The 22,433-nt window shown below is 55.3% G+C and carries 17 protein-coding genes; 7 read left to right on the forward strand and 10 right to left on the reverse strand.

What is annotated here, in order from left to right:
* Positions 1–248: 248 nt before the first annotated feature.
* On the forward strand, positions 249–1,199 hold the full coding sequence (locus tag GPJ68_RS06665; RefSeq protein ID WP_047358065.1) for a sugar-binding transcriptional regulator: 951 nt from the start codon (positions 249–251) through the stop codon (positions 1,197–1,199).
* Positions 1,200–1,281: 82 nt separating this feature from the next.
* Here GPJ68_RS06665 and GPJ68_RS06670 read toward each other — a convergent pair whose 3' ends face one another.
* The 6 genes from GPJ68_RS06670 to GPJ68_RS06695 form a co-directional block, all read right to left on the reverse strand.
* The gene (locus tag GPJ68_RS06670; RefSeq protein WP_104652078.1) at positions 1,282–2,370 is read right to left on the reverse strand and encodes an ABC transporter permease; all 1,089 of its coding nucleotides are present in this window, start codon (positions 2,368–2,370) and stop codon (positions 1,282–1,284) included.
* A 1-nt stretch (position 2,371) separates the two neighbouring features.
* On the reverse strand, positions 2,372–3,898 hold the full coding sequence (locus tag GPJ68_RS06675; protein WP_180837194.1) for a sugar ABC transporter ATP-binding protein: 1,527 nt from the start codon (positions 3,896–3,898) through the stop codon (positions 2,372–2,374).
* Positions 3,898–4,506, reverse strand: coding sequence for a DUF2291 family protein (locus tag GPJ68_RS06680; protein ID WP_180837196.1), 609 nt, complete (start codon positions 4,504–4,506; stop codon positions 3,898–3,900). The genes GPJ68_RS06675 and GPJ68_RS06680 overlap by 1 nt, the downstream gene beginning before the upstream one ends.
* 11 nt (positions 4,507–4,517) lie before the next feature.
* Entirely contained in the window at positions 4,518–5,459 is a 942-nt protein-coding gene (locus GPJ68_RS06685; RefSeq protein ID WP_016152186.1) for a D-ribose ABC transporter substrate-binding protein, read from the reverse strand.
* Positions 5,460–5,576: 117 nt separating this feature from the next.
* The gene (gene entD, locus GPJ68_RS06690; protein ID WP_172860563.1) at positions 5,577–6,239 is read right to left on the reverse strand and encodes an enterobactin synthase subunit EntD; all 663 of its coding nucleotides are present in this window, start codon (positions 6,237–6,239) and stop codon (positions 5,577–5,579) included.
* 50 nt (positions 6,240–6,289) lie between these two features.
* A complete protein-coding gene (locus GPJ68_RS06695) occupies positions 6,290–8,584 on the reverse strand; it encodes a TonB-dependent siderophore receptor (protein WP_104652076.1) in 2,295 nt (764 codons plus the stop codon).
* Between the two features lie 253 nt (positions 8,585–8,837).
* Here GPJ68_RS06695 and fes point away from each other — a divergent pair, with 253 nt between their 5' ends.
* The 3 genes from fes to entF are packed head-to-tail and all read left to right on the forward strand — an operon-like array spanning position 8,838 to position 14,191.
* The gene (fes, locus tag GPJ68_RS06700) at positions 8,838–10,055 is read left to right on the forward strand and encodes an enterochelin esterase (RefSeq protein ID WP_016152189.1); all 1,218 of its coding nucleotides are present in this window, start codon (positions 8,838–8,840) and stop codon (positions 10,053–10,055) included.
* Positions 10,056–10,085: 30 nt separating this feature from the next.
* Positions 10,086–10,304 (forward strand): MbtH family protein, encoded by a 219-nt coding sequence (locus tag GPJ68_RS06705; RefSeq protein WP_016152190.1) that lies wholly within the window; start codon positions 10,086–10,088, stop codon positions 10,302–10,304.
* The gene (gene entF, locus GPJ68_RS06710; RefSeq protein ID WP_104652075.1) at positions 10,301–14,191 is read left to right on the forward strand and encodes an enterobactin non-ribosomal peptide synthetase EntF; all 3,891 of its coding nucleotides are present in this window, start codon (positions 10,301–10,303) and stop codon (positions 14,189–14,191) included. Before GPJ68_RS06705 ends, entF begins: the two co-directional genes overlap by 4 nt.
* A gap of 45 nt (positions 14,192–14,236) precedes the next feature.
* Here entF and fepC read toward each other — a convergent pair whose 3' ends face one another.
* From fepC to fepD, 3 genes are read right to left on the reverse strand one after another with little or no spacing between them, the layout of a single operon-like run.
* Positions 14,237–15,058: an iron-enterobactin ABC transporter ATP-binding protein gene (fepC, locus tag GPJ68_RS06715; RefSeq protein WP_016152192.1), complete on the reverse strand. Its 822-nt coding sequence runs from the start codon at positions 15,056–15,058 to the stop codon at positions 14,237–14,239.
* A complete protein-coding gene (gene fepG / locus GPJ68_RS06720) occupies positions 15,055–16,047 on the reverse strand; it encodes an iron-enterobactin ABC transporter permease (RefSeq protein WP_165499999.1) in 993 nt (330 codons plus the stop codon). Before fepG ends, fepC begins: the two co-directional genes overlap by 4 nt.
* The gene (fepD, locus tag GPJ68_RS06725) at positions 16,044–17,051 is read right to left on the reverse strand and encodes a Fe(3+)-siderophore ABC transporter permease (RefSeq protein WP_104652074.1); all 1,008 of its coding nucleotides are present in this window, start codon (positions 17,049–17,051) and stop codon (positions 16,044–16,046) included. Before fepD ends, fepG begins: the two co-directional genes overlap by 4 nt.
* Before the next feature lie 109 nt (positions 17,052–17,160).
* On the opposite strand from fepD, the gene entS reads away from it, so the two are divergent.
* Positions 17,161–18,399 carry an enterobactin transporter EntS gene (gene entS, locus GPJ68_RS06730; RefSeq protein WP_104652073.1) on the forward strand — a complete coding sequence of 413 codons (1,239 nt, stop codon included), beginning with the start codon at positions 17,161–17,163 and terminating at the stop codon, positions 18,397–18,399.
* 58 nt (positions 18,400–18,457) lie between these two features.
* On the opposite strand, the gene fepB is transcribed toward entS, so the two are convergent.
* Positions 18,458–19,414 (reverse strand): Fe2+-enterobactin ABC transporter substrate-binding protein, encoded by a 957-nt coding sequence (fepB, locus tag GPJ68_RS06735; RefSeq protein ID WP_016155944.1) that lies wholly within the window; start codon positions 19,412–19,414, stop codon positions 18,458–18,460.
* Between the two features lie 187 nt (positions 19,415–19,601).
* Between fepB and entC the strand changes: the two genes are divergently transcribed.
* Together entC and entE are read left to right on the forward strand one after the other, a co-directional pair.
* Positions 19,602–20,777 carry an isochorismate synthase EntC gene (gene entC / locus GPJ68_RS06740; protein ID WP_016152197.1) on the forward strand — a complete coding sequence of 392 codons (1,176 nt, stop codon included), beginning with the start codon at positions 19,602–19,604 and terminating at the stop codon, positions 20,775–20,777.
* Positions 20,778–20,810: 33 nt separating this feature from the next.
* Positions 20,811–22,421, forward strand: coding sequence for a (2,3-dihydroxybenzoyl)adenylate synthase EntE (gene entE, locus GPJ68_RS06745; protein ID WP_104652072.1), 1,611 nt, complete (start codon positions 20,811–20,813; stop codon positions 22,419–22,421).
* The last annotated feature ends 12 nt before the right edge of the window (positions 22,422–22,433 follow it).

Here is a 22,433-nt window from a genome sequence, read left to right on the forward strand (position 1 = left end):
TCTCTACCCACCACGTAATCTGCAGATAAAACAGTCAGTCGTTATTGGTTAGAATAAATATTCACTACTGATTTATTATTCATGATTAAAGATATGCCTTGTCTGGCGGTTTGTCTACGGCTTGTGCCACCAAATTTTGGAGAAAAGAGAAAAGGATCACACTAACGTGATAACTGGAAAGGTACTGATGACTTGTTATCTATTCAGGTATGAATAAAAATAACAGGCAGTTTATCAGGGGGAATGCCATGTCAAAGCAGGATGAACAGCGGTTGCTGGTTAAGATTGCCACGCTTTACTACGCCGAAAATAAAAAACAGTCTGAAATCGCCACGCTGCTGCATTTGTCGCAGTCCTTTGTCTCCCGTGCTTTAACGCGTTGTCAGAAAGAAGGGCTGGTGAAAATCACCGTCGTACAGCCGACCAATATCTTTGTGGCGCTGGAAAAAGCCATTGAAGAGCAGTTTGGTATTCGTCAGGCGATTGTCGTGGATGTCGGTGACAACCCCAGCAATACGCAAATTAAGCATGCAATTGGCAGCGCGGCGGCGCATTACGTTGAAACCCGCTTGCGAGCCGAGGACCTGGTTGGAATTTCCTCCTGGAGTAGCACCATTCGCTGTATGGTCGATGAGATGCACCCGCAAAATATCCGTGCGGCGGGGGTGATCCAACTGCTGGGCGGCGTAGGGCCGAATGGTAACGTGCAGGCCACGATTCTTACGCAACAGTTGGCAGCGCACCTTGGCTGTCCGGCCTGGCTGCTGCCTTCACAAAGTATTGAGCATTCGGTTGAAGAGCGTACACGGTTGGTTAACAGCCCTGACGTTGCCGCGGTGGTTGAAAAGTTTGCTGAAGTGGATGTGGCAATTGTCGGTATTGGCGAACTGGAGCCTTCTCAATTGCTGAAAAACTCAGGCAACTACTACAACGAAGAAATGTTGCGACTGCTCGCCGAGCGCGGCGCAGTAGGCGATATCTGTCTGCATTATTACGATGCAGCAGGTAATCCGGTACTCAGCCATGAGGAAGACCCGGTCATCGGAATGGAGCTTTCGCAGATCCGGGAGTGTAACCACGTGATTGCTTTGGCTGGTGGTGTGGAAAAACAGAATGCGATACGCGGGGCATTGCAGGGGAATTATATTGACGTATTGATCACCGACTACCCGACAGCCCGCAGTCTGGTGAAAGGGTGATGTCACGGTGAGTTAAACAATTGACAGCCCCAGGAGGTTCCTGGAGCTGTCTGGTTGTGCATATCAGACTTTTCAGAGGCGATTACTGACTTTCCATCGCCGCCTTTTGTGCTACCACCGCGGCTTTTTGCTGCATCCGGTTTTGCATCTGGTCGATGATGACCGCGACGATAATCACGATACCTTTAATCACCATTTGCCAGAACTCGCTGACGCCCATCATCACCAGACCATCGGCCAGAAAACCGATAACGAAAGCGCCAATCAGCGTGCCTAAAATCGTGCCTCGTCCACCGGCCAGTGACGTACCGCCGAGAACCACTGCGGCAATGGCGTTCATCTCAAATGCCGTACCGTTGGCCGGATGGCTGGCGGAAAGCTGTGCCGAGACCACAATTCCAGCAATCGCGGCACACAGTCCGGATAGGGTATACACCCAGATTTTCACCTGTTTTACTTTTACCCCTGACAGCTCAGCAGCGCGTTCGTTATCCCCGATGGCGTAAACGTGGCGACCAAAAGGTAGACGACGAGCGACGTAAGCAATGACCAGTGCCAGCACAATCATCATCCAGATGGCCCACGGAATCCCAAACAGTGTACCGGCACCAATCTCATCAAAACCGGTATTGCCGAGCTGCGGATTGCCGGAAAGCCCGGGAAAGGTTTGCCCATCGGAGGTCAGCATCGCCGCCCCGCGCAAAACGTACATGGTTCCGAGCGTACAAATAAACGGTGCGACGTTATAGTGGGTGATGATCCAACCATTCGACGCGCCAATCAGCCCACCAATCAACAAGACGACAGGCACAATCACCCAGACGCTGGGGAAAATTGCGATGCCGAACATTGGCAATACAATGCCTTTAGTGATTAGCCATCCCGCGACCATGCCGCACAGCCCAAGCGTAGCGCCAATTGAGAGATCAATCCCGGCGGTAATAATGACAAACGTGATCCCCAGCGCCAGAAAGGCGTTAATGGCGATATGCTTGATCATAATGACCATGCTGCCGCCAGAGAGAAATCCCGGTACGGTGAAGGCAAAGAACCCGACGATTAAAAACAGTGCAATAAAAGTGCGCAGTTTTAGGATTAGTAGCAGGATATTTTCCCGAGAGAAGGCGACTGTGGAGCGAGGCGCGATGGTGGCAGATTGTAGTGTTTTCATATCAGAACCCCTGAGCACTTGCGGTTACCAGCGCCGATTCTTCGGCACGATCGCGGGCGATATCGGCAGTTAGCTTGCCGCCGGACATCACCAGAATGCGGTCAGAAACCGCCATAATTTCTTTTAAATCTGAGGTGGAAAAGACCACAGCAATACCTTGCTGGGAAAGCTGGACCATCATGCGGAACACATCGGCTTTCGCCCCGACATCGATGCCGCGTGTGGGTTCGTCAAGAAAGAGAATTTTGGGATTGGTGAGCAGAGAGCGACCAATCACCACTTTTTGCTGGTTCCCTCCGCTCAGCGCCTGAATTTCAACCTCTGGCGAGGAGACTTTTATCGACAGATTGCCAATTGTGCTGGCGACCACGGCCTCTTCATCTTTGCGGGCAATGGCAAAGCCACGTTGCAGACGCCGCCAAAGGCTGGCAATAGTCAGATTGGTGGCGACGGATGAAATGGGGAAAATCCCCGTGCTCTTGCGATCCTCCGGCACCAGACTCATTCCCATACGGATGCGATCGGCGGTGGTTAAGCGCTGCGGGACCGGTTTGCTGTCGAGCCACAGTTTTCCGAGGTAGTTGCGCTCAGTACCTAACAAGCACTCGAACAATTCGGTTCGCCCAGCCCCCATAAGTCCATAGATACCAACAATTTCACCGGCATGAACGTTAAAGGTGACGTCATTGACGACTGCGCTGCCAGCGGTATTCACGCAGGTGATATGTTCAGCTTCCAGAACCGGAGCTCCAAACGTGCGGCCGGGTTCGAGAAAGTTGCTTACCGGATCACTGCCCAGCATCTCGCGCACAATCCACGGGACATCGATGTCGCTAACCTTGGCTTCGGCTTGAAATTTACCATCACGTAAAATAGTGATCACATCGCCAATTGCCATCAATTCTTCGAGACGATGGGAGATATAGATTATCGACACGCCCTGGCGAGTAAGTTCACGGATCACGCGAAACAGAATCTCGACTTCAGTTTTACTGAGCGCTGAGGTGGGTTCATCAAGAATCAGGATATCTGCATCTTCAGCCAGTGCTTTGGCGATTTCGACCAGCTGTTGCTGCCCTACTTTGAGATTGCCAACCAGGTCGCGCGGTGATATCGGCTGATCGAGCCGGGTTAATAATTCCGCGGTGCGTTTCTCTTGCTCGGCCTCATTAATGGGAGCCATGCCTTTTTGAATCTCCCGACCGAGGAAAATGTTTTCCGCGACGGTGAGGTTCTCAAACAGGTTTAACTCCTGATGCACCATACCAATTCCATGTGCCGCGGCATCCCGGGTGCTGGCAAAGCGCACGGGATTTCCATTGAGCGACATCTCACCGCTACTGGGTTGCTGAACGCCAGCGAGGATCTTCATCAACGTCGATTTCCCCGCACCATTCTCACCAATAATCACATTCACCTTGCCACGCCAGACCTGATAATCGACGCTGTCGAGCGCAATTGTGCCGGGAAACAGCATTGAAATGGCATGCGTGCGCAGGATGATGTCATCAACTGAGGTATTGCGCATTAGTGAGCCTCCTGTTCCAGCGTCAGTGCTGCTGCGTTTTCCGCTTTTCCAGCATTCAACGTCACGGCAAACAGCACCGTGGCAGTTTTCCCTTGCCAGCTAGTGTCTACGGCGGGTAACTGTTTCGCCGCTTCACGGTTATAAGCCCGTGACAGTTGGGCAAACTGAACCTGGTTAGTAAAATCTTCAAACTTGAAACCACTGGCATCGCGAATAGCATTGCCACGCATTACCGGGCCAATCTGAATCGTGACGGGCATATTATTGACCCTCACCACGATGGTGTGCTCTCGCCCATTGGTGGTGTCGACGCTATCAATCTGGCTGGTCAGGCGTACAAACACGCTTTCAGGAGCGGGTGAGGGGGCCTTCAGGCGAGTGGTCAGCGCTGAAGCATCCAGAACATGTTGCTGTGCCGCTTCCAGGACGCGGGATTGCCAGGTTTGTTGCGCGATCTGATCGGGAGTCTGGTTGTCGAAACTGGCTTTGGCCTGAGGATCGGCCGGGATAATTGGTTTGCCGTTTTCGTCGAGGTCAACTACCGTACAGGCCGTCAGCAACAGGGTGGCGCATCCAACCAGCGCGGCACCCCATTGTGTTAACGACATAGTGCCTCCGCTTAGTGGCTCAGGTTGAACTTGTTCAGCTTGCTGGCATTGGTTTCGTCAATCAGCACGCAATCCATGAGCTGTTTTTCTTCTTTCTGGGCTTTGCCGTTTTTCAGATAGTAATCCGCCTGCTCAACAGCCATTTGTGCCTGCTGCCAGCCGGGCTGCAGTACTGTCGCTTTAATATTGCTTTTATTAATGATTGAATCGCGGGTGTAGTCGCTGCCATCAAAACCGACCACGATGACATTATTTTTCCCCGCCGCTTTTAGTGCGGCTTCTGCACCCAGCGCCATAGTGTCGTTACCTGAGATCACGCCTACGATATCTGGGTTGGTTTGCAAAATGGCTTCCATTCGGGTAAAGGCTTCGGTTTGGCTCCAGTTTGCCGTCTGCTGGGCTACCATTTTCATGTCCGGATAGTCATCGAGTACATCGTGATACCCCTGCGAGCGTACATGGGCGTTGGTGTCGGATTGACGTCCCAACAGTTCAACGTACTTCCCTTTTCCGTCCAGTAACCTGGCGAACTTCTCTGCGCCGAGCTGTGCGCCTTGATAGTTATTCGACACGATTTGCGCCACCGCGATACCGGTTTTATTGATTTCGCGATCGATCAGAAAAGCAGCTACACCCGCTGCTTTGGCTTTTTCCAGCGGCCCTACGGTGGCATCTGCACCCGCATTATCGAGAATGATCGCTTTTGCTTTACGAGCAATAGCAGTCTCAATCAGTTGGTTTTGTTTATTGACGTCATCATCATGAGAGGCAACCAGCGTGGCGTATCCCAGCTCTTTTGCTTTGGCGACTGCACCGTCGGCTTCGGCTTTAAAAAACGGGTTATCGTGAGAAGGGGTAATAATCGCAATCAGTCCGTTGTCGGCAGCATACAGCGAACCCGATGTGGTAAGGATCGAGGCCAGTAATACGGATTTAATCAAGGTCTTGTTCATCTCTTTCTCCACTTTGAATATTTATTCAAATATGATTTATTATTCAAGTTAACGATAAGTCGAGATAATCGAACTGTCTACGATTTGCGCAGCTAATTTCTTAAAAAGAGAAAAGGATCACGATCCTGATGGTGAGAATGGAAATAGCGTCACGATATTTTTATCACGCTGAAACCAATGAACGTTAACTTCTTGATTGCCGAGGTTTGCCGAAAATGACGGCATGATTTGTAATGTTAATTGCTGAGTCGTGAGTGCGGTGATTTTTGCGCTGGTGAAACCTGGTAGCCCCGATGCCTGATTGGAAAACGCCTTATACAGGCTCTCCTTTGCGCTGAATACCAGGGTTAAGGCGAGCGGAAAGGGCAGGCAGGTATGCTGCAAAATCTGATGTTCGTGGTTATCAATAATGCCATCAGCCAGCTCAACTGCGGTTTGTAGTGTAAAAATAGCTTCTATATCCAGCCCAATGGGATGCGTTGATACGACCGCCAGCGCCGTTGTTGCGCTATGGCTGATGCTGCCAAACAGATCCTGCGGCCACAATGGTTGGCGTTGCACACCGATGCCGGGCACGGTTTTGTGGCCAAATTCACGCAGTGCGTGGACTGCAGCAATACGCCCCGCTAAGTGCTCAGCTTTACGCTTACGCCCACTGGAGTGGAGCTGAGTGTGGTGGGGGAGCCAGAGCAGGTCGTGCTCATGGAAAGTGTCGGGATCAAATTCGACAATGTGCAGCGTATGATCTGCGAAAGGGAGCGGGATGTGCGTTGTGTGCATGATTTCTTACGGTTTCCCTCTCCCCGCAGCGAGGAGAGGGAAAAACATTATCAGAAGTGTGTGTTAACGCTCATGAACCACGTCCGGCCCGGTTCGTTATAGGTGTACGCGCCAGCGCCCGCCATGTAATAGCCAGTTTTGTTGTCGCTGGTGGTTTGGGCATTACCTTCACGCCACAGACGTTTGTCGAAGACGTTATCCACGCCGCCGGTCAGGCTGACGTTTTTCGTCACATCCCAGGTCGCACTCAGGCCGACAATGCTGTACGGACTCACTTCCTGGGCTGAACTGCCGGTCACCGGTTTCCCCTGGTAATCGTATTTTTTCGGCTGCTGTTTGCCGTACCAGGTGAAGGTGGATTGCAATGACAGATCTTCGCGTGCCTGCCAGCTCAGGGTTGAGTTCAGCGTGTATTCAGGAATAATCGACAGGCGTTCGCCGGTCTCTTTATTCTTACTTTGCAGCATGTAGGTAATGTTGTTGGTCCAGGTTACGGTCTCGCTAACCGGCACGTTCAACGTCCCTTCCAGACCTTCCACCACCGCTTTAGGCACGTTTTCCCACTGATAGATATCGGTGTAGGTTGTTGTTGTTTTACCTGTGGTCGGGTTTTTCTGGGTAATCGATGTTCTGCTTAACGGTACGGTTCCTGCTTCAATCTTGTTACGGTAATCGTTGCGGAACCAGGTTACCCCGGCCAGCCAGCCATCACGTTTGAACTCCAGACCAATCTCTTTGTTGATACTGGTTTCGGCCTTCAGATCATCGTTGCCCATCATGTAGCAACCAATACCGGTCGCTGAGCCAGTGGCGTAGCAACCCTGACCTTTACTGTACAGAATGTAGTTCGGGTTGAGCTGATACAGGCTTGGCGCTTTATAGGCGCGCGCAATCCCCATCTTCAGGGTGAAATCATCGCCCAGACCTTGGGACAGGTTCAGGGACGGACTCCAGTTATCGCCCACAATGCTGTGATGATCGAAACGCAAACCCGGCGTCAGCATGGTGCTGTCGGTCAGTTCCATGTTGTTTTCAGCAAACAGAGAGAAAATCTCTGCGTCTGAGTACGGGCTGCGGTTGGTGCTGCTGGACCCAGGAATATTACCGCCCATAAAGGTCTGAGTATTGGAACTCATGTCCTTCATGCGCTGCTGGTTCCATTCGGTACCGAGCGTCAGATTTTGGTTAACCAACAGGTCGAATGGAATGCTAATTTCGCTGTGCAGGGTGACATCCGCCAGGTCAGTGTCGGTAAAATGATTACTGTTAAATAGCCCTTCAAGACCTCCTGCCAGACCTTCACCCAAACGGGAGTTGCGGGTATGTTCGTATTGCGCCCAGTTGCTGGTGGTAATGCCGTTGTCCCAGCCGCCGTTCCACGTCAGCGCATAGTTCTGACGGTACATACGGTTGGTTTCTTTACCGTAGTATTTTTTTACCAGTCCGTTGGTTTTGTTATCGTTGTTGGTGTTCTGGGTGTCGCCAGCGTATAGATTGCCCTGGCGGCTGTAGCCGGCTTCAAACTCCAGCGATTGCATTGGCGCAAAATCCCACCGCAGTTGGCCGTTGATATCTTTGTTTTTTACCCCTTCACGACCCGCTGGCATGGTATCTGCGTAGTCGCCCGTACGTGCAGACTGGTGACCATCGTTAATATCCCACGCGTCGGCCTGGGTTTTGTCGAGGTTACCGTTCAGGCGGAAGCTGAAATCCCCGCCCAGCGGGCCATTCAGGCTAAAGTTGGTGCGTTTGGTCGAGCCTTCGTCTTTATGTTCCGGGGCGTTGAAATAGGTATTCCAGGAGCCATGCCACTCATCGCCGCCTTTCTTGGTGATGATATTCACCACGCCGCCAGCTGCACCGTTGCCATAGCGTGCCGCGGCAGGACCACGCAGCACTTCAATACGTTCGATCATTTCCGGAGCAACCCATGCGGTATCGCCGCGGGTATCACGCTCGCCGCGCCAGCCCTGACGCACAGAGTTACGGCTGGTTACCGGTTTGCCGTCGATCAGAATCAGGGTGTTTTCCGGCCCCATGCCGCGAATATCGATTTGGCGGTTGTTACCGCGTTGACCGCTGGTTGAGTTACCGGTCAGGTTGACGCCTGGCATGGTACGGATGATTTCCGACACATCGCGAGCGGGAGGATTCTTACGAATTTCATCAGCGGTAATGGTTGAAACGCCCGGTGCCTGCAGGTTCTGCTGGGCGGCGGTAACCACGATGGTGTCTTCATGAGAGACAGCGGCGCTATCGGTTTGATCTTCTGCCATCGCTGGCAGGGCTACCCCGTAAATCCCTAAATTGACCAATAAGGCCAGTGAATGAATCTTGTTGTTCATTGTATGTCCTGCTGTTCTTTTAGCCACGAGTACCAATGTGCCGTGGTGCGGCATTTGGTCTGATGTCGCCCGCATCCGCGTAAACCCTCCATTCCAGAAAAAGTACGCAGCGCCAGGCCGGTTTATAAGTGGTGAAAAACTGTGCGCGCTTCCCACAGCGCGACAATACGCTATTGCAAATGCAAATAGTTATCAATAATATTATCAATATATTTCACGCTAGATCATAAAATTCGACAATAAACATGGGGTTATGGCGGTGACGACGTTAAAGATGGGAAGCGAGGCGTGGTGGCAGTCAAAAAAAGGCCCGGAGTGGGAGCGTGAAGACAACGGAAATTATCGGGTAACCTTCTGGTGGCGCGACCCGCAGGGAACGGAAAAAGAGTCAGCCATTCATCGCGTATGGGTCTATATCACCGGCGTCACCGACCACCATCAAAATGCCACCCCGCAGTCGATGCAACGCATTGACGGAACAAATGTTTGGTGCTGGAGTGTTTCCCTCAGCGCCAACTGGCGCGGCAGTTACTGTTTTATCCCAACAGAACGAAATGATATTTTTGCCGCGCAGACGCCGGGCGAAGCGCCTGACCGAACCGTGCTGCGTGAAGGCTGGCGGCAATTGTTGCCGCAGGCTATTGCCGATCCCCTCAATCCGCAGAGCTGGCAGGGCGGTCGTGGTCATGCGGTGTCTGCGCTGGAAATGCCTGATGCACCCGTACAACCGGGATGGGATCGACCTGAAAACCCCGACTCGCCCGCAGTTTGCCTGCAATGGCGTAGCGCCAGACTCGGCAATACACGCCGCGTGTGGGTGTTTACCACTGGTGAAGCCCAACCGGAAGCGCGTCCGCTGGCCATCCTGCTGGACGGACAGTTTTGGGCACAGAGTATGCCGGTCTGGCCTGCGCTGACTTCACTCACCCATCGCGGACACCTCCCGCCCGCCGTTTATCTCCTGATTGATACCATCGACACGGCTCACCGCAGCCGCGAATTGCCGTGTAATGCGGATTTTTGGTTGGCGGTACAGCAGGAGTTATTGCCGCTGGTGAAGACCACGACCGCGTTCAGTGACGACCCGCAGCGTACCGTCGTCGCCGGGCAAAGTTTTGGCGGGCTGTCATCGCTGTATGCCGGGCTGAACTGGCCCGCGCGCTTTGGCTGTGTGCTCAGCCAGTCGGGCTCTTATTGGTGGCCGCATCGTGGTGGTCATCAGGATGGGGCGATCGTTGAGCAACTGAAGAGCGGAAAGATAAGCGCCCAGGGGCTGCGTATTGTGCTGGAAGCCGGGATCCGCGAGCCCATTATTTATCGCGCAAATCAGGCGCTATATGCCCAGTTACCTTCTGCACCACAGTCTATTTTCTGGCGTCAGGTTGATGGTGGACACGATGCGCTTTGCTGGCGCGGCGGACTGATGCAAGGGCTGATCACGCTCTGGCAACCGCTTACCGACACGATTTAACCGGACGATGTTCCACGACAGGAGTTGAGTATGGAATTCAGTAACCCCTTCGATAATCCGCAGGGCCAGTTTTACATTCTGCAAAATCCCCAACGTCAGTTTAGCCTTTGGCCGCAGCAATGCTCACTTCCTGCTGGCTGGACGGTCGCGTGCGAACCCCAATCACAGGAAGCCTGCCAGCAATGGCTGGATGCCAACTGGACCACGCTAACGCCAGCGAACTACGTCGATGTGCAGGAGGCTCCATGACTCAACGTTTACCGTTAGTTGCGGCTCAGCCGGGGATCTGGATGGCAGAAAAACTCTCCACATTGCCCTCAGCGTGGAGCGTGGCGCACTACGTAGAATTAACCGGCGAACTGGACGCACCGTTGCTGGCGAAAGCGGTAGTGGCGGGTCTGGAGCAGGCCGATACTCTAAGGATGCGGTTTAGCGAAGATAACGGCGAGGTCTGGCAATGGGTAGACTCTGCGCTTGCCTTTGCGCCACCAGAAATTATCGATCTGCGCGAAAAATCCGATCCGCATGCGTCAGCGCGCGCATTGATGCAGGCAGACCTGCAGCAGGACATCCGTGCTGATGGCACTAAGCCGCTGGTTTTTCACCTGCTCATTCAGGTGGGAGAAAAGCGTTGGTATTGGTATCAGCGTTACCATCATCTGCTGGTTGATGGCTTCAGTTTCCCGGCCATTACCCGCCAGATAGCCGCAATTTACCGCGCATGGCTGCATGGCGAGCCCACGCCGGAATCACCTTTTACGCCATTTTCTGAGGTGGTGGAAGAGTATCAACAGTATCGGCAAAGCGATGCCTGGCAACGTGACGGCGCCTTCTGGACCGAGCAGCGAAAGCAACTCCCACCTCCGGCTTCGCTGTCTAACAAACCCCTGCCAGGGCGGTCGGCCAGCGCGGGTATTATTCGTCTGAAGTTAACCGCGCCTGAAGGGGAGTTTCGCCGGCTTGCGGCACGTATGCCAGACGTTCAGCGTGCGGATCTGGCCCTTGCGCTGGTGGCGCTGTGGCTCGGACGTTTATGCAGCCGAATGGAATATGCCGCCGGGTTTATCTTTATGCGGCGTATGGGGTCGGCGGCGCTCACGTCCACCGGACCGGTTTTAAACGTCCTGCCATTTGGCGTGCAGTTGAATGCGGCAGAAAGCTTGCCTGCACTTGCCCAACGACTGGCCGCACAGTTGAAGAAAATGCGCCGACATCAGCGATATGATGCTGAGCAAATTGTTCGCGACAGCGGGCGCGCAGCCGGTGCCGAACCGCTGTTTGGCCCGGTACTGAACGTGAAAATATTCGACTATCAACTGAATATTCCTGGCGTTCAGGCGCAAACCCATACGTTGGCGACAGGTCCGGTGAACGATCTGGAACTGGCGCTGTTCCCGGATGAAAACGGCGGGCTGAGTATTGAAATCCTGGCCAATAAACAGCGCTACGATGCCGCGACGCTGGCGCAACATGCATCGCGTTTAACCGCGCTTATCGCGCAGTTTGCCGACAATCCGTCGCTATGCTGCGGCGATGCCGGGATGCTGTTGCCGACAGAACATGAGCGGCTGGCGAAGATTAACGATACGACCGTGGCGATCCCGTCCACCACGCTGAGCGCGCTGGTGGTACAGCAGGCCGATAAAACGCCGGATGCCCCGGCGCTGGCTGATGCCCGCTATCAGTTTAGCTATCGTGAAATGCGCCAACAGGTTGTGGCGCTGGCGCGCCGCCTGCGCGAGCGTGGCGTACAGCCTGGTGACAGCGTTGCCGTGGCATTACCGCGTTCCGTGTTCCTCACGCTGGCGCTGCACGGTATTGTTGAGGCGGGAGCCGCCTGGCTGCCATTGGATACCGGATACCCGGACGATCGCCTGCGGATGATGCTCGAAGACGCGAAGCCAAAATTGTTGATCGCGACCGAAGAGCAACTGGCGCGCTTTAGCGATATTCCGGAGCTGGAAAGTCTGTGCTACAACGCGCCGCTGCCAGAAGAGGATGCTGCACCGCTGGCGCTATCTCAACCTAATCATACGGCCTATATTATTTTTACTTCCGGTTCTACCGGCAGACCAAAAGGGGTGATGGTTGGGCAAACAGCCATCGTTAACCGTTTGCTGTGGATGCAAAATCACTATCCTCTGACCGCGGATGATGTGGTGGCGCAAAAAACGCCGTGCAGTTTTGACGTCTCGGTATGGGAGTTTTTCTGGCCGTTTATTGCTGGGGCAAAACTGGTCATGGCAGAACCTGAAGCGCACCGCGATCCGCTGGCGATGCAGCAGTTCTTTGCGCAGTCAGGGGTGACGACCACGCACTTTGTTCCCTCTATGCTGGCCGCTTTTGTTGCTTCACTGACGCCGGAAACCGCGCGGGAGAGCTGTGCCTCGCTGAAACGGGTATTCTGCAGCGGCGAAGCCTTACCTGCAGATTTATGCCGCGAATGGGAACAGTTGACTCATGCGCCACTGCACAATTTATACGGGCCAACGGAAGCGGCGGTCGATGTGAGCTGGTATCCGGCCTGGGGGGACGATCTCGCTGCCGTAACGGGCAATAGCGTGCCGATTGGCTATCCGGTATGGAATACCGGTTTACGGATCCTGGACGCCATGATGCGCCCGGTGCCCTTTGGCGTGGCAGGTGATCTCTATCTGACGGGGATCCAACTGGCGCAAGGATACCTCGGGCGAGCGGATCTAACTGCGAGCCGCTTTATCGCCGATCCGTTTAACCCTGGTGAACGCATGTACCGTACCGGGGATGTGGCGCGCTGGCTGGAGAATGGCGCAGTGGAATACCTCGGGCGCAGCGATGACCAGCTTAAAATTCGCGGACAGCGCATTGAGCTCGGTGAGATTGATCGGGTGATGCAGCAACTGCCAGATGTCGAACATGCCGTTGCCCACGCCTGCGTATTCAACCAGGCGGCGGCGACAGGCGGCGATGCGCGACAGTTGGTGGGGTATCTGGTGTCGCAATCGGGGTTACCGCTGGATACGTCTGCATTGCGAGAAACTCTGCGTGAAAAACTGCCTGCGCATATGGTGCCGACGGTATTGTTGCAACTGGCGGAGCTGCCGCTGAGTGCAAACGGTAAACTGGATCGTAAAGCGCTGCCGATGCCGCAGTTGACGTCGCGTACGTCAGGACGTGCGCCGCGAGCAGGGACTGAAACCGCCATCGCGCAGTCTTTTGCGGCTTTGCTGGATTGCGAGGTTAATGACGTAGAGGCTGACTTCTTTGCGCTTGGCGGACATTCGCTGCTGGCGATGAAGCTGGCAGCGCAGTTGAGCCGGATTTTTGAGCGTCAGGTAACGCCTGGGCAAATAATGGTGGCTTCTACTGTTGAACAACTGAGTGCACTGCTGGAGAGCAATGATGATGAACAGTCGCAGCGTCTGGGATTCGAAACGCTGCTGCCGCTGCGTGAAAGTCATGGGCCAACGCTGTTTTGCTTCCATCCGGCGTCGGGTTTCGCCTGGCAGTTTAGCGTGCTGTCGCGTTACCTCAGTCCGCAGTGGTCGATTATTGGCATTCAGTCGCCGCGACCGGATGGCCCTATGCAGACGGCGGAAAACCTTGATGCGGTATGCGAACATCACCTGGCAACGCTGCTCAGCCAGCAGCCTCATGGTCCCTATTATTTATTAGGCTACTCGCTGGGGGGGACGTTGGCGCAGGGAATCGCCGCACGCTTACATGCCAGAGGAGAGACAGTTGCATTCCTGGGGCTGCTGGATACCTGGCCGCCGGAAACGCAAAACTGGCAGGAAAAGGAGGCCAATGGGTTGGATCCCGCGGTACTGGCCGAGATCGAGCGTGAACGTGAAGCGTTTCTGGCAGCGCAGCAGGGGAATGCGTCAGAGGCCTTATTTAATGCTATCGAAGGCAACTACGCCGATGCGGTTCGCCTGCTCACCACGGCACACAGCGTGCCGTTTGCTGGTCACGCCACGCTGTTCGTTGCTGAGCGCACCTTAGTGCCGGGGGTCAGTCCTGAACGCAGTTGGTCACCGTGGATATCCAGTCTGGATGTATATCGTCAGGACTGCGCGCATGTCGATATCATAACCCCTGAAGCGTTTGAGAAGATTGGGCCTGTCATGCGTGACCTGCTCCAAAATATCCAATAAACGTCATCGGGTCAGCGTGTTAAACGCTGACCCGTGTAGTCATCCCTATAGAGATGACTGGGTATGAATTTTCGGTGTACGCCCAAGCGGCACCACTAACGGCGTTCCGGCAACCGGATCGTCGATAATCATACAGCGCAGACCATAGATTTTTTCAATAAGCTGCGCGGTGACGATCTCCTTCGGCGCACCCTCGGCAACAATTTTTCCGTCACGCAGCGCAATCAGATGCGTTGCATAGCGACACGCCTGATTAAGATCGTGCAGAACGGCGGCCAGCGTATACCCTTTCTCCCGGTTTAGCTCACTCAGCAGCTCCAGCAGATCGATCTGATGGCTGATATCCAGCCAGGTGGTAGGTTCGTCGAGGAGCATAATCGATGTTTCCTGCGCCAGCACCATCGCAATCCATGCGCGCTGGCGTTGTCCACCGGAAAGGGTATCCACACTTTGTGACGCAAGATGAGTGATTCCTGTCGCCTGCATTGCGTTTGAGACCGCGATTTCATCCTCATTTCGCCAGCGGGTAAACAATGGCTGGTGCGGGTAGCGCCCACGGGCAACCAGCTCCTGTACCGTGATATCACCCGGCGTGGTGGCGTTCTGCGCCAACAAACCTATTCTGCGAGCAACCTCTTTGCTGGCATAGTGCTGGATATGCTCGCCGTCGAGCCAGACCTTACCGTGCGCGGGCGTCATCAGACGACTAAGCGTGCGCAGTAGTGTTGATTTTCCGCAGCCGTTTGGCCCGATAATTGCGGTGAAGTGACCGTCTGGAATCGACACATTGAGGTTTTCCGCTACGGTAAATTTGCCATAACCCAGCGTTAACTGGTCGCCACGCAAACGGGCTACTGATTCGATCATTTTTTGCGGGACTCCTGAATTAACAAGACGATAAGATAAATACCGCCGAGGCTTACGGTGACAACGCCCACCGGAAGCTGATAAGGCATAAACAGCTGTTGGGCGCATAAATCCGCCATCAACAGCAGCAACGCGCCACACAGCGCCGACAGGGTTAATCCCCAGCGCGATGTGCCGCTAATCCGCCGCGCGATATGTGGGGCGACAAGGGCAATAAACGAGATAGGGCCAGCCAGCGCGGTGGCTGCAGCGGTCAGTACAACCGCAACCAGCATCATCATCAGACGTGAGCGCTCTACGCTGACGCCAAGCGCACAGGCGCTGTCATCACCCATTTCCAGTAAACGCATCCGGCGCACCAGCAGCGTGGCGCACACCAGCATAATGATAATCAGTGGGGCAGAAGGCCAGGTTTTGGCCCAGGTCAGGCCATTGAGCGATCCGGCGTTCCACAATCCGGCGGTCAGCGCGGTTTCTAATGATGCCTTCAGCAGTAGCCAGGTGTTGAACGCAACCAGCATGGCGCGTATACCGATCCCAATAATAATCAGCCGAAAGGTGTCGATACCATTGCGCCAGGCGAGCGCCCAGACCACCAGAGACGTCAGGACCCCGCCAACCATGGCCGCAAGCGCGATAGCGGTGAGATGCTGTCCGAACAGCACCATTGCCACCAGCACACCGCTCCAGGCACCGGTATTGAAACCCATCACATCCGGGCTGCCCAGCGGGTTGCGCATCAGCGACTGGAATATTGCACCGCTCACGCCGAGCGCCGCGCCAATCAATAGCGCCATCAGCACGCGTGGCAAACGCCATTCGGTCACCACCAGCGTAATACTGCGCGGCGCATCGCCAAGCAGAGCGGCAATAATTTGCTGGGTTTCCAGCGTCACGACGCCGCTACGCAGGCTCCACAAGCCAACGGCGAGACAACCTACAACCAGCAGCAGGCTGCTGACTATCAGGCGGCGGGAGAGGTGCATCATGCGCCACCCCCGCGCGGTTTCCGGCGTACCAGAAAGATAAGCACCGGCGCGCCGATAAATGCGCTGACCACTGAAACGCGCAGTTCGCCGGGGACAATCAGGCGACCGATGATATCGGCAATTAACAACAGAGAGGGGGTTGCCAGCAGGGTAACGGGCAGCGACCAACGGTGATCTGCCCCCACCAGCCAGCGCGCCATATGCGGCATCATCAGGCCGATAAAGGCGATAGGGCCGACAATCGCGGTCGCACTGCCGCACAGTACGGTAATCACCAACAGGCCAATAAACTGCGTGCGAGCGACTTTGCTGCCAAGTGCGGTGGCGGTGTCGCTCCCGAGGCTCAGGCTATTCAGAGCACGGCTAAGGAATAACGCGACAGCCGCGGCAATCAGTACCGGCACCAGGACGACCTTCAGCGTTTGCAGGCTGCGGATATCCAATGAACCGGCCTGCCAGAAACGCAACTGATCGTAGACATCCGGGTTGAGCAGGGCGATTCCGGTGGATAATCCTTCCAGCACCGCGCCCAGCGCAACGCCCGCCAGCGTCAGGCGTACCGGGCTTAACTGCCCGCCGCCCTGGCTGCCGGTAAAGGCCACTATAAGCGACGCGACCAGCGCCCCGGAAAAGGCCATCAGCAGTTGCTCTTGCGCAGAGGAAAAACCGAACAGCGCGGCTCCCAGCACAATAGCGAAGCTGGCACCGGAGTTAACGCCCAGAATGCCGGGATCGGCGAGAGGGTTACGCGTGAGCGTTTGCATTAATGCACCAGCCAGACCCAGCGCCCCACCGGCGAGCAGCCCCGCCAGCGTGCGCGGCAGTCGCGCGTCCAGCACGATGGTGCAATCAGCGCTTTGACAACTGCTGGTAAGTGCATCCAGCACCACGGAGGCAGGTAGCGACTTGGCGCCAATAACCAGACTTAATATCGTGGTGAGAACAAGTAATAACAATAGTCCGGGAACGGCGAAGGCACGTGTCGCGGAAACAGAGCATGACATATCAACTTCCCTGATAATGATAGTAATTATCGTTATCGATCTTATTTGGATATGTTAGCATGTGCAGCCATCGAATGGATATTGAAAAAGTACCTGGTAAGGCTCTGTAATGAATCGACAATCCTGGCTGCTCAATCTCAGCCTGTTAAAGACCCACCCTGCATTTCGCGCCGTCTTCCTCGCCCGTTTTATTTCCATTGTCTCTCTGGGGCTACTCGGCGTGGCGGTTCCGGTACAGATCCAGATGATGACCCAGTCGACCTGGCAGGTAGGTTTGTCAGTGACGTTGACCGGCAGCGCAATGTTTATTGGTCTGATGGTGGGCGGGGTGCTGGCCGACCGCTATGAGCGTAAAAAAGTGATCCTGTTGGCTCGTGGAACCTGCGGAATCGGCTTTATTGGTCTGTGTCTGAATGCGCTGCTGCCCGAACCGTCGTTACTGGCGATTTATTTGCTTGGCTTATGGGACGGTTTCTTTGCCTCGCTGGGCGTGACCGCGTTGCTGGCGGCAACACCGGCGCTGGTTGGTCGGGAGAATTTGATGCAGGCTGGGGCGATTACCATGTTGACGGTACGTCTGGGTTCGGTTATTTCGCCGATGCTTGGCGGGGTATTGCTCGCGACCGGTGGCGTGGCCTGGAACTACGGTCTGGCGGCGGCGGGCACTTTCATTACCTTGCTGCCGTTGCTGAGCCTTCCCGCGCTGCCGCCTCCGCCGCAGCCGCGCGAGCATCCGCTAAAATCGCTGCTGGCAGCATTTCGCTTTCTGCTTGCCAGCCCGCTGATTGGCGGCATTGCGCTGCTTGGCGGTCTGTTGACTATGGCGAGCGCCGTGCGCGTGTTGTATCCCGCGTTGGCGATTAACTGGCAAATGTCGAGTGCGCAAATAGGTCTGCTGTATGCGGCCATTCCTCTTGGCGCGGCGGTGGGCGCGTTGACCAGCGGGCAACTGGCGCACAGCGTGCGTCCGGGACTGATCATGCTGATATCGACCGTGGCTTCGTTCCTGGCTATCGGTCTGTTTGGGTTGATGCCGGTCTGGGAGCTTGGCGTTGTCTGCCTGGCGCTGTTCGGCTGGCTGAGTGCGGTCAGCTCTTTGTTGCAGTACACCCTGTTACAGACGCAGACGCCAGAAGCGATGCTCGGGCGAATTAACGGTTTGTGGACTGCGCAGAACGTTACAGGAGATGCGATCGGCGCGGCGCTGTTAGGGGGATTGGGGGCGATGATGACACCGGTTGCTTCGGCAAGCGTAAGTGGGTTTGGGCTGGTGATTGTCGGTCTGCTACTGCTGCTGTTGCTGGGAGAAGTGCGCCGATTCCGACAAATGCCTGTGAATGCCGGATAGCGTTGTCCTCTACGGTTTGTAGGCCGGATAAGGCGTTAGCCGTATCCGGCGCTGGCGATTAAAAGAGAGCTGACAGACGTTGCAGCAGCAAGGTCGCGCTGTAGTAGTCGAGACGGAAGGTTTCCGTACCCAGGGCGTAAACACGTTTATTCTGCACGGCAGGCAGATGTGCCAGCAGCGGATTAGCATAAATGGCGTCGGCATCTTTGTTGTCGCCAGCGAACAGGAACAGCGCTTCGCCGTTCAGGCCTGCCGCCAGGTTCTCACCGCCAAGCTGGATGATATCGTGGCGTTTGCCCTGACTCTGGCTGGTGTGCAATCCGGCAGGCAGCGGTGCCAGGGTGAAACCTAACTGCTCCATCAGCTTGCCCTGCGCCGACTCAGGCGTCCACAGGTTGGCGCTGTGCGCTGCAGCGGTGTATACCAGCGCGCTGACCGGTTGCGGCGGCAGGGTAATACGCTGCTTGACCGCCTGCAGTTGCTTATCAAACTCGGCAATACGCGCAGCCGCCTGTTGCTCCTGACCGGTAATTTCACCTAACTGCGTCAGCAGCGCCTGCCAGCTTTTGTCGTCGTAATTAATGATGAGCGTTGGCGCAATGGTGGACAGCTGATCGTATAGCGCGAGGGCTGAATCTCCCCCGGTGGCGCTGATCAGAATCAGATCCGGCATTTGCGCCGCCACGGCCTCAGCGCTCGGTTCGCCGATATACAGGCGGCTCAGTTTGCGCGCTTTTGCCACTTCGCTCCACTGGCGTAAAAAGCCCTGTGCATCGCCGATGCGATTGTTCGGCGTAGTAGCGCCGCTGGCGATGACCGGGGCATCAATTGCCAGCAGCGAGCCGGTGAGGGTGACGCTGGTGGAGACAATTCGCTGCGGCTTATGTTCCAGCGTATGCGTACCACGACTGTCGGTAACCTGACGCGGCCAGTCGGCGGCATAACCTGAAGAAATTCCTGAAATAGACAAACCTGCCAGTAAGAGCACGGTGCGGCAAAAAGAGGGGAGACTCACGAATCAGCATCCTGTTATCAGTATAAGTAATGCTTCTCATTTTCATTGTTAGTGGGCAAGGATGCAAGCCAAAGTCGCACATTGTGCTGCCACAAGAGTTGACATACCGCCGCTTTGCTTTTAGGTTAGCGACCGAAAATATAAATGATAATCATTATTAGAGCTTTTATCATTTTTGGAGGATGATATGGAAACGTCACTGGCCGAGGAAAAAACGCAGACTATGCCGACGCTCGCTCCCGACAGTTTTTTCTTTATGTCGCCGTACCGTAGTTTTACGACGTCAGGATGCTTCGCCCGCTATGCGGAACCGGCAATTGATGGCGATTCGCCAGACAGCCCTTTCCAACAAAAAATGCATGCACTGTTTGCTGATGCCAAAGCGCAGGGTATCGCTAACCCCATCATGGTCGGGGCGATTCCTTTTGACACCCGCCAGCCGTCATCGCTGTTTATTCCCCAGTCGTGGCAGACGTTCTCCCGAACGGCGAAGCAGCAATCATCTCGTTACTTTAACGCGCATCAGTCGCTGAACGTTGTTGAACGTAAATCGATCCCGGAACAGAACTTCTTTGAAGATATGGTCGCTCGCGCGGCTGCGCTGACGGCAACCCCGGAAGTCGACAAAGTGGTGTTGTCACGCCTGATCGATATCACCGCTGATGCCAATATTGACAGCGGGGCGCTGCTGGAGCGCCTGGTGGCGCAAAATCCGGCGAGCTACAACTTCCACGTCCCCCTTGAAGACGGTGGCGTATTGATTGGCGCCAGTCCGGAACTGCTGTTACGCAAAGAAGGCGATCGTTTCAGCTCATTACCGCTGGCAGGCTCGGCACGACGTCAACCGGACGATGTGCTGGACCGTGAGGCGGGCATCCGCCTGCTGGCGTCCGAAAAGGATCGTCATGAGCACGAACTGGTGACGCAGGCCATGAAAAATGTCCTGCGCGATCGCAGCCGTGAACTGCAACTCCCTTCTTCTCCGCAACTGGTCACCACGCCTACGCTCTGGCACCTCGGCACGCCGTTTGAGGGTAAAGCCAACGCGCAAGAAAACGCCCTGACGCTCGCGTGCCTGCTGCATCCGACGCCTGCGCTGAGCGGTTTCCCGCATCAGGTTGCGCGCAAACTTATCGCCGAGCTGGAGCCGTTCGATCGCGAACTGTTCGGTGGCATTGTCGGCTGGTGTGATGCCCAAGGCAACGGCGAATGGGTAGTGACGATCCGTTGTGCGAAGCTGCTGCGTAATCAGGTACGTTTCTTTGCCGGTGCCGGGATTGTTCCGGCTTCGTCCCCGGTTGCGGAATGGCGTGAAACGGGAGCCAAACTCTCCACGATGTTGAATGTTTTTGGACTGCATTAAGAGCCTTATTGACCAGGCCTCTAAGGAGCGATAATGAGTATTCCTTTCACCCGTTGGCCGGAGGAGTTTGCCCGCCGCTATCGTGAAAAAGGTTACTGGCAGGATTTGCCGCTGACCGACATTCTGACCCGTCACGCCGACAGCGATCATACAGCGGTGATCGATGGCGAACGCCATCTGAGCTATCGCCAACTGAATCAGGCCACTGACAATCTCGCCTGCAGCCTGCGCCGTCAGGGGATCAAACCCGGCGAAACCGCGCTGGTACAACTGGGCAACGTGGCTGAGTTGTATATCACTTTCTTTGCGCTGCTCAAGCTGGGCGTAGCCCCGGTGCTGGCATTATTCAGCCATCAGCGAAACGAACTTAACGCCTATGCCAAACAGATCGAACCTGCGCTGCTGATTGCCGATCGTCAGCATGCGTTGTTTAGCGGAGACGATTTTCTTAACGCTTTTGTGGCTGAACACAATTCAGTGCGCGTGGTGCAACTGCGCAATGACGAAGGCGAACACAATCTGCAAACGGCGATAAGCCAGCCTGCGACTGATTTTTCCGCCACGCCATCGCCTGCTGATGAGGTGGCCTATTTCCAGCTTTCAGGCGGGACTACCGGGACGCCAAAGCTGATTCCTCGTACCCATAACGATTACTACTACAGCGTGCGTCGCAGCAATGAGATTTGCCGCTTCACCGGGGAAACGCGTTATTTATGCGCGATCCCGGCGGCGCATAACTACGCGATGAGTTCGCCTGGCGCGTTGGGGGTATTCCTGGCTGGCGGCACCGTCGTGCTGGCGGCTGACCCGAGCGCCACCCTGTGCTTCCCTCTGATTGAACAGCATCAGGTTAACGTCACGGCGCTGGTGCCGCCAGCGGTGAGCCTGTGGCTGCAGGCAATTGCGGAGTGGGGGAGCAATGCGCAATTGGCTTCGCTGAAGCTGCTACAGGTCGGTGGGGCACGGCTTTCCGCCTCGCTTGCGGCGCGTATTCCGGCGGAGATTGGCTGCCAGCTGCAGCAGGTCTTCGGCATGGCGGAAGGGCTGGTGAACTACACCCGTCTGGACGACAGCCCTGAACGCATCATCAATACCCAGGGCCGCCCGATGTGTCCCGATGATGAAGTCTGGGTAGCAGACGCTGACGGCAACCCTTTAGCCCAGGGAGAAACCGGGCGCCTGATGACGCGTGGCCCATACACCTTCCGCGGTTACTTCAAAAGTCCTGAGCACAATGCCAGCGCCTTTGACGCCAACGGTTTTTACTGCTCTGGCGATCTGATCGCCATCGATCGAGATGGCTACATCACCGTCCAGGGACGTGAGAAGGATCAGATCAACCGCGGTGGAGAGAAGATCGCTGCAGAAGAGATTGAAAACCTGCTGCTGCGCCACCCGATGGTGATCCATGCCGCGCTGGTCAGTATGGATGACGAACTGATGGGCGAGAAAAGCTGTGCCTGGTTGGTGGTAAAAGAGCCGCTGCGAGCGGTGCAGGTGCGTCGTTTTCTACGCGAACAGGGCGTAGCGGAATTTAAATTACCTGACCGCGTTGAGTGCGTTGAGTCGTTACCGCTGACTCCGGTTGGGAAAGTAGATAAAAAACAATTACGTCAGTGGCTGGCATCACGTTCACTGGCCTGAAGGAGAATAAGA

Origin of the sequence: Citrobacter sp. 172116965, assembly GCF_013458095.1 — a bacterium.
GTDB lineage: Bacteria > Pseudomonadota > Gammaproteobacteria > Enterobacterales > Enterobacteriaceae > Citrobacter > Citrobacter braakii.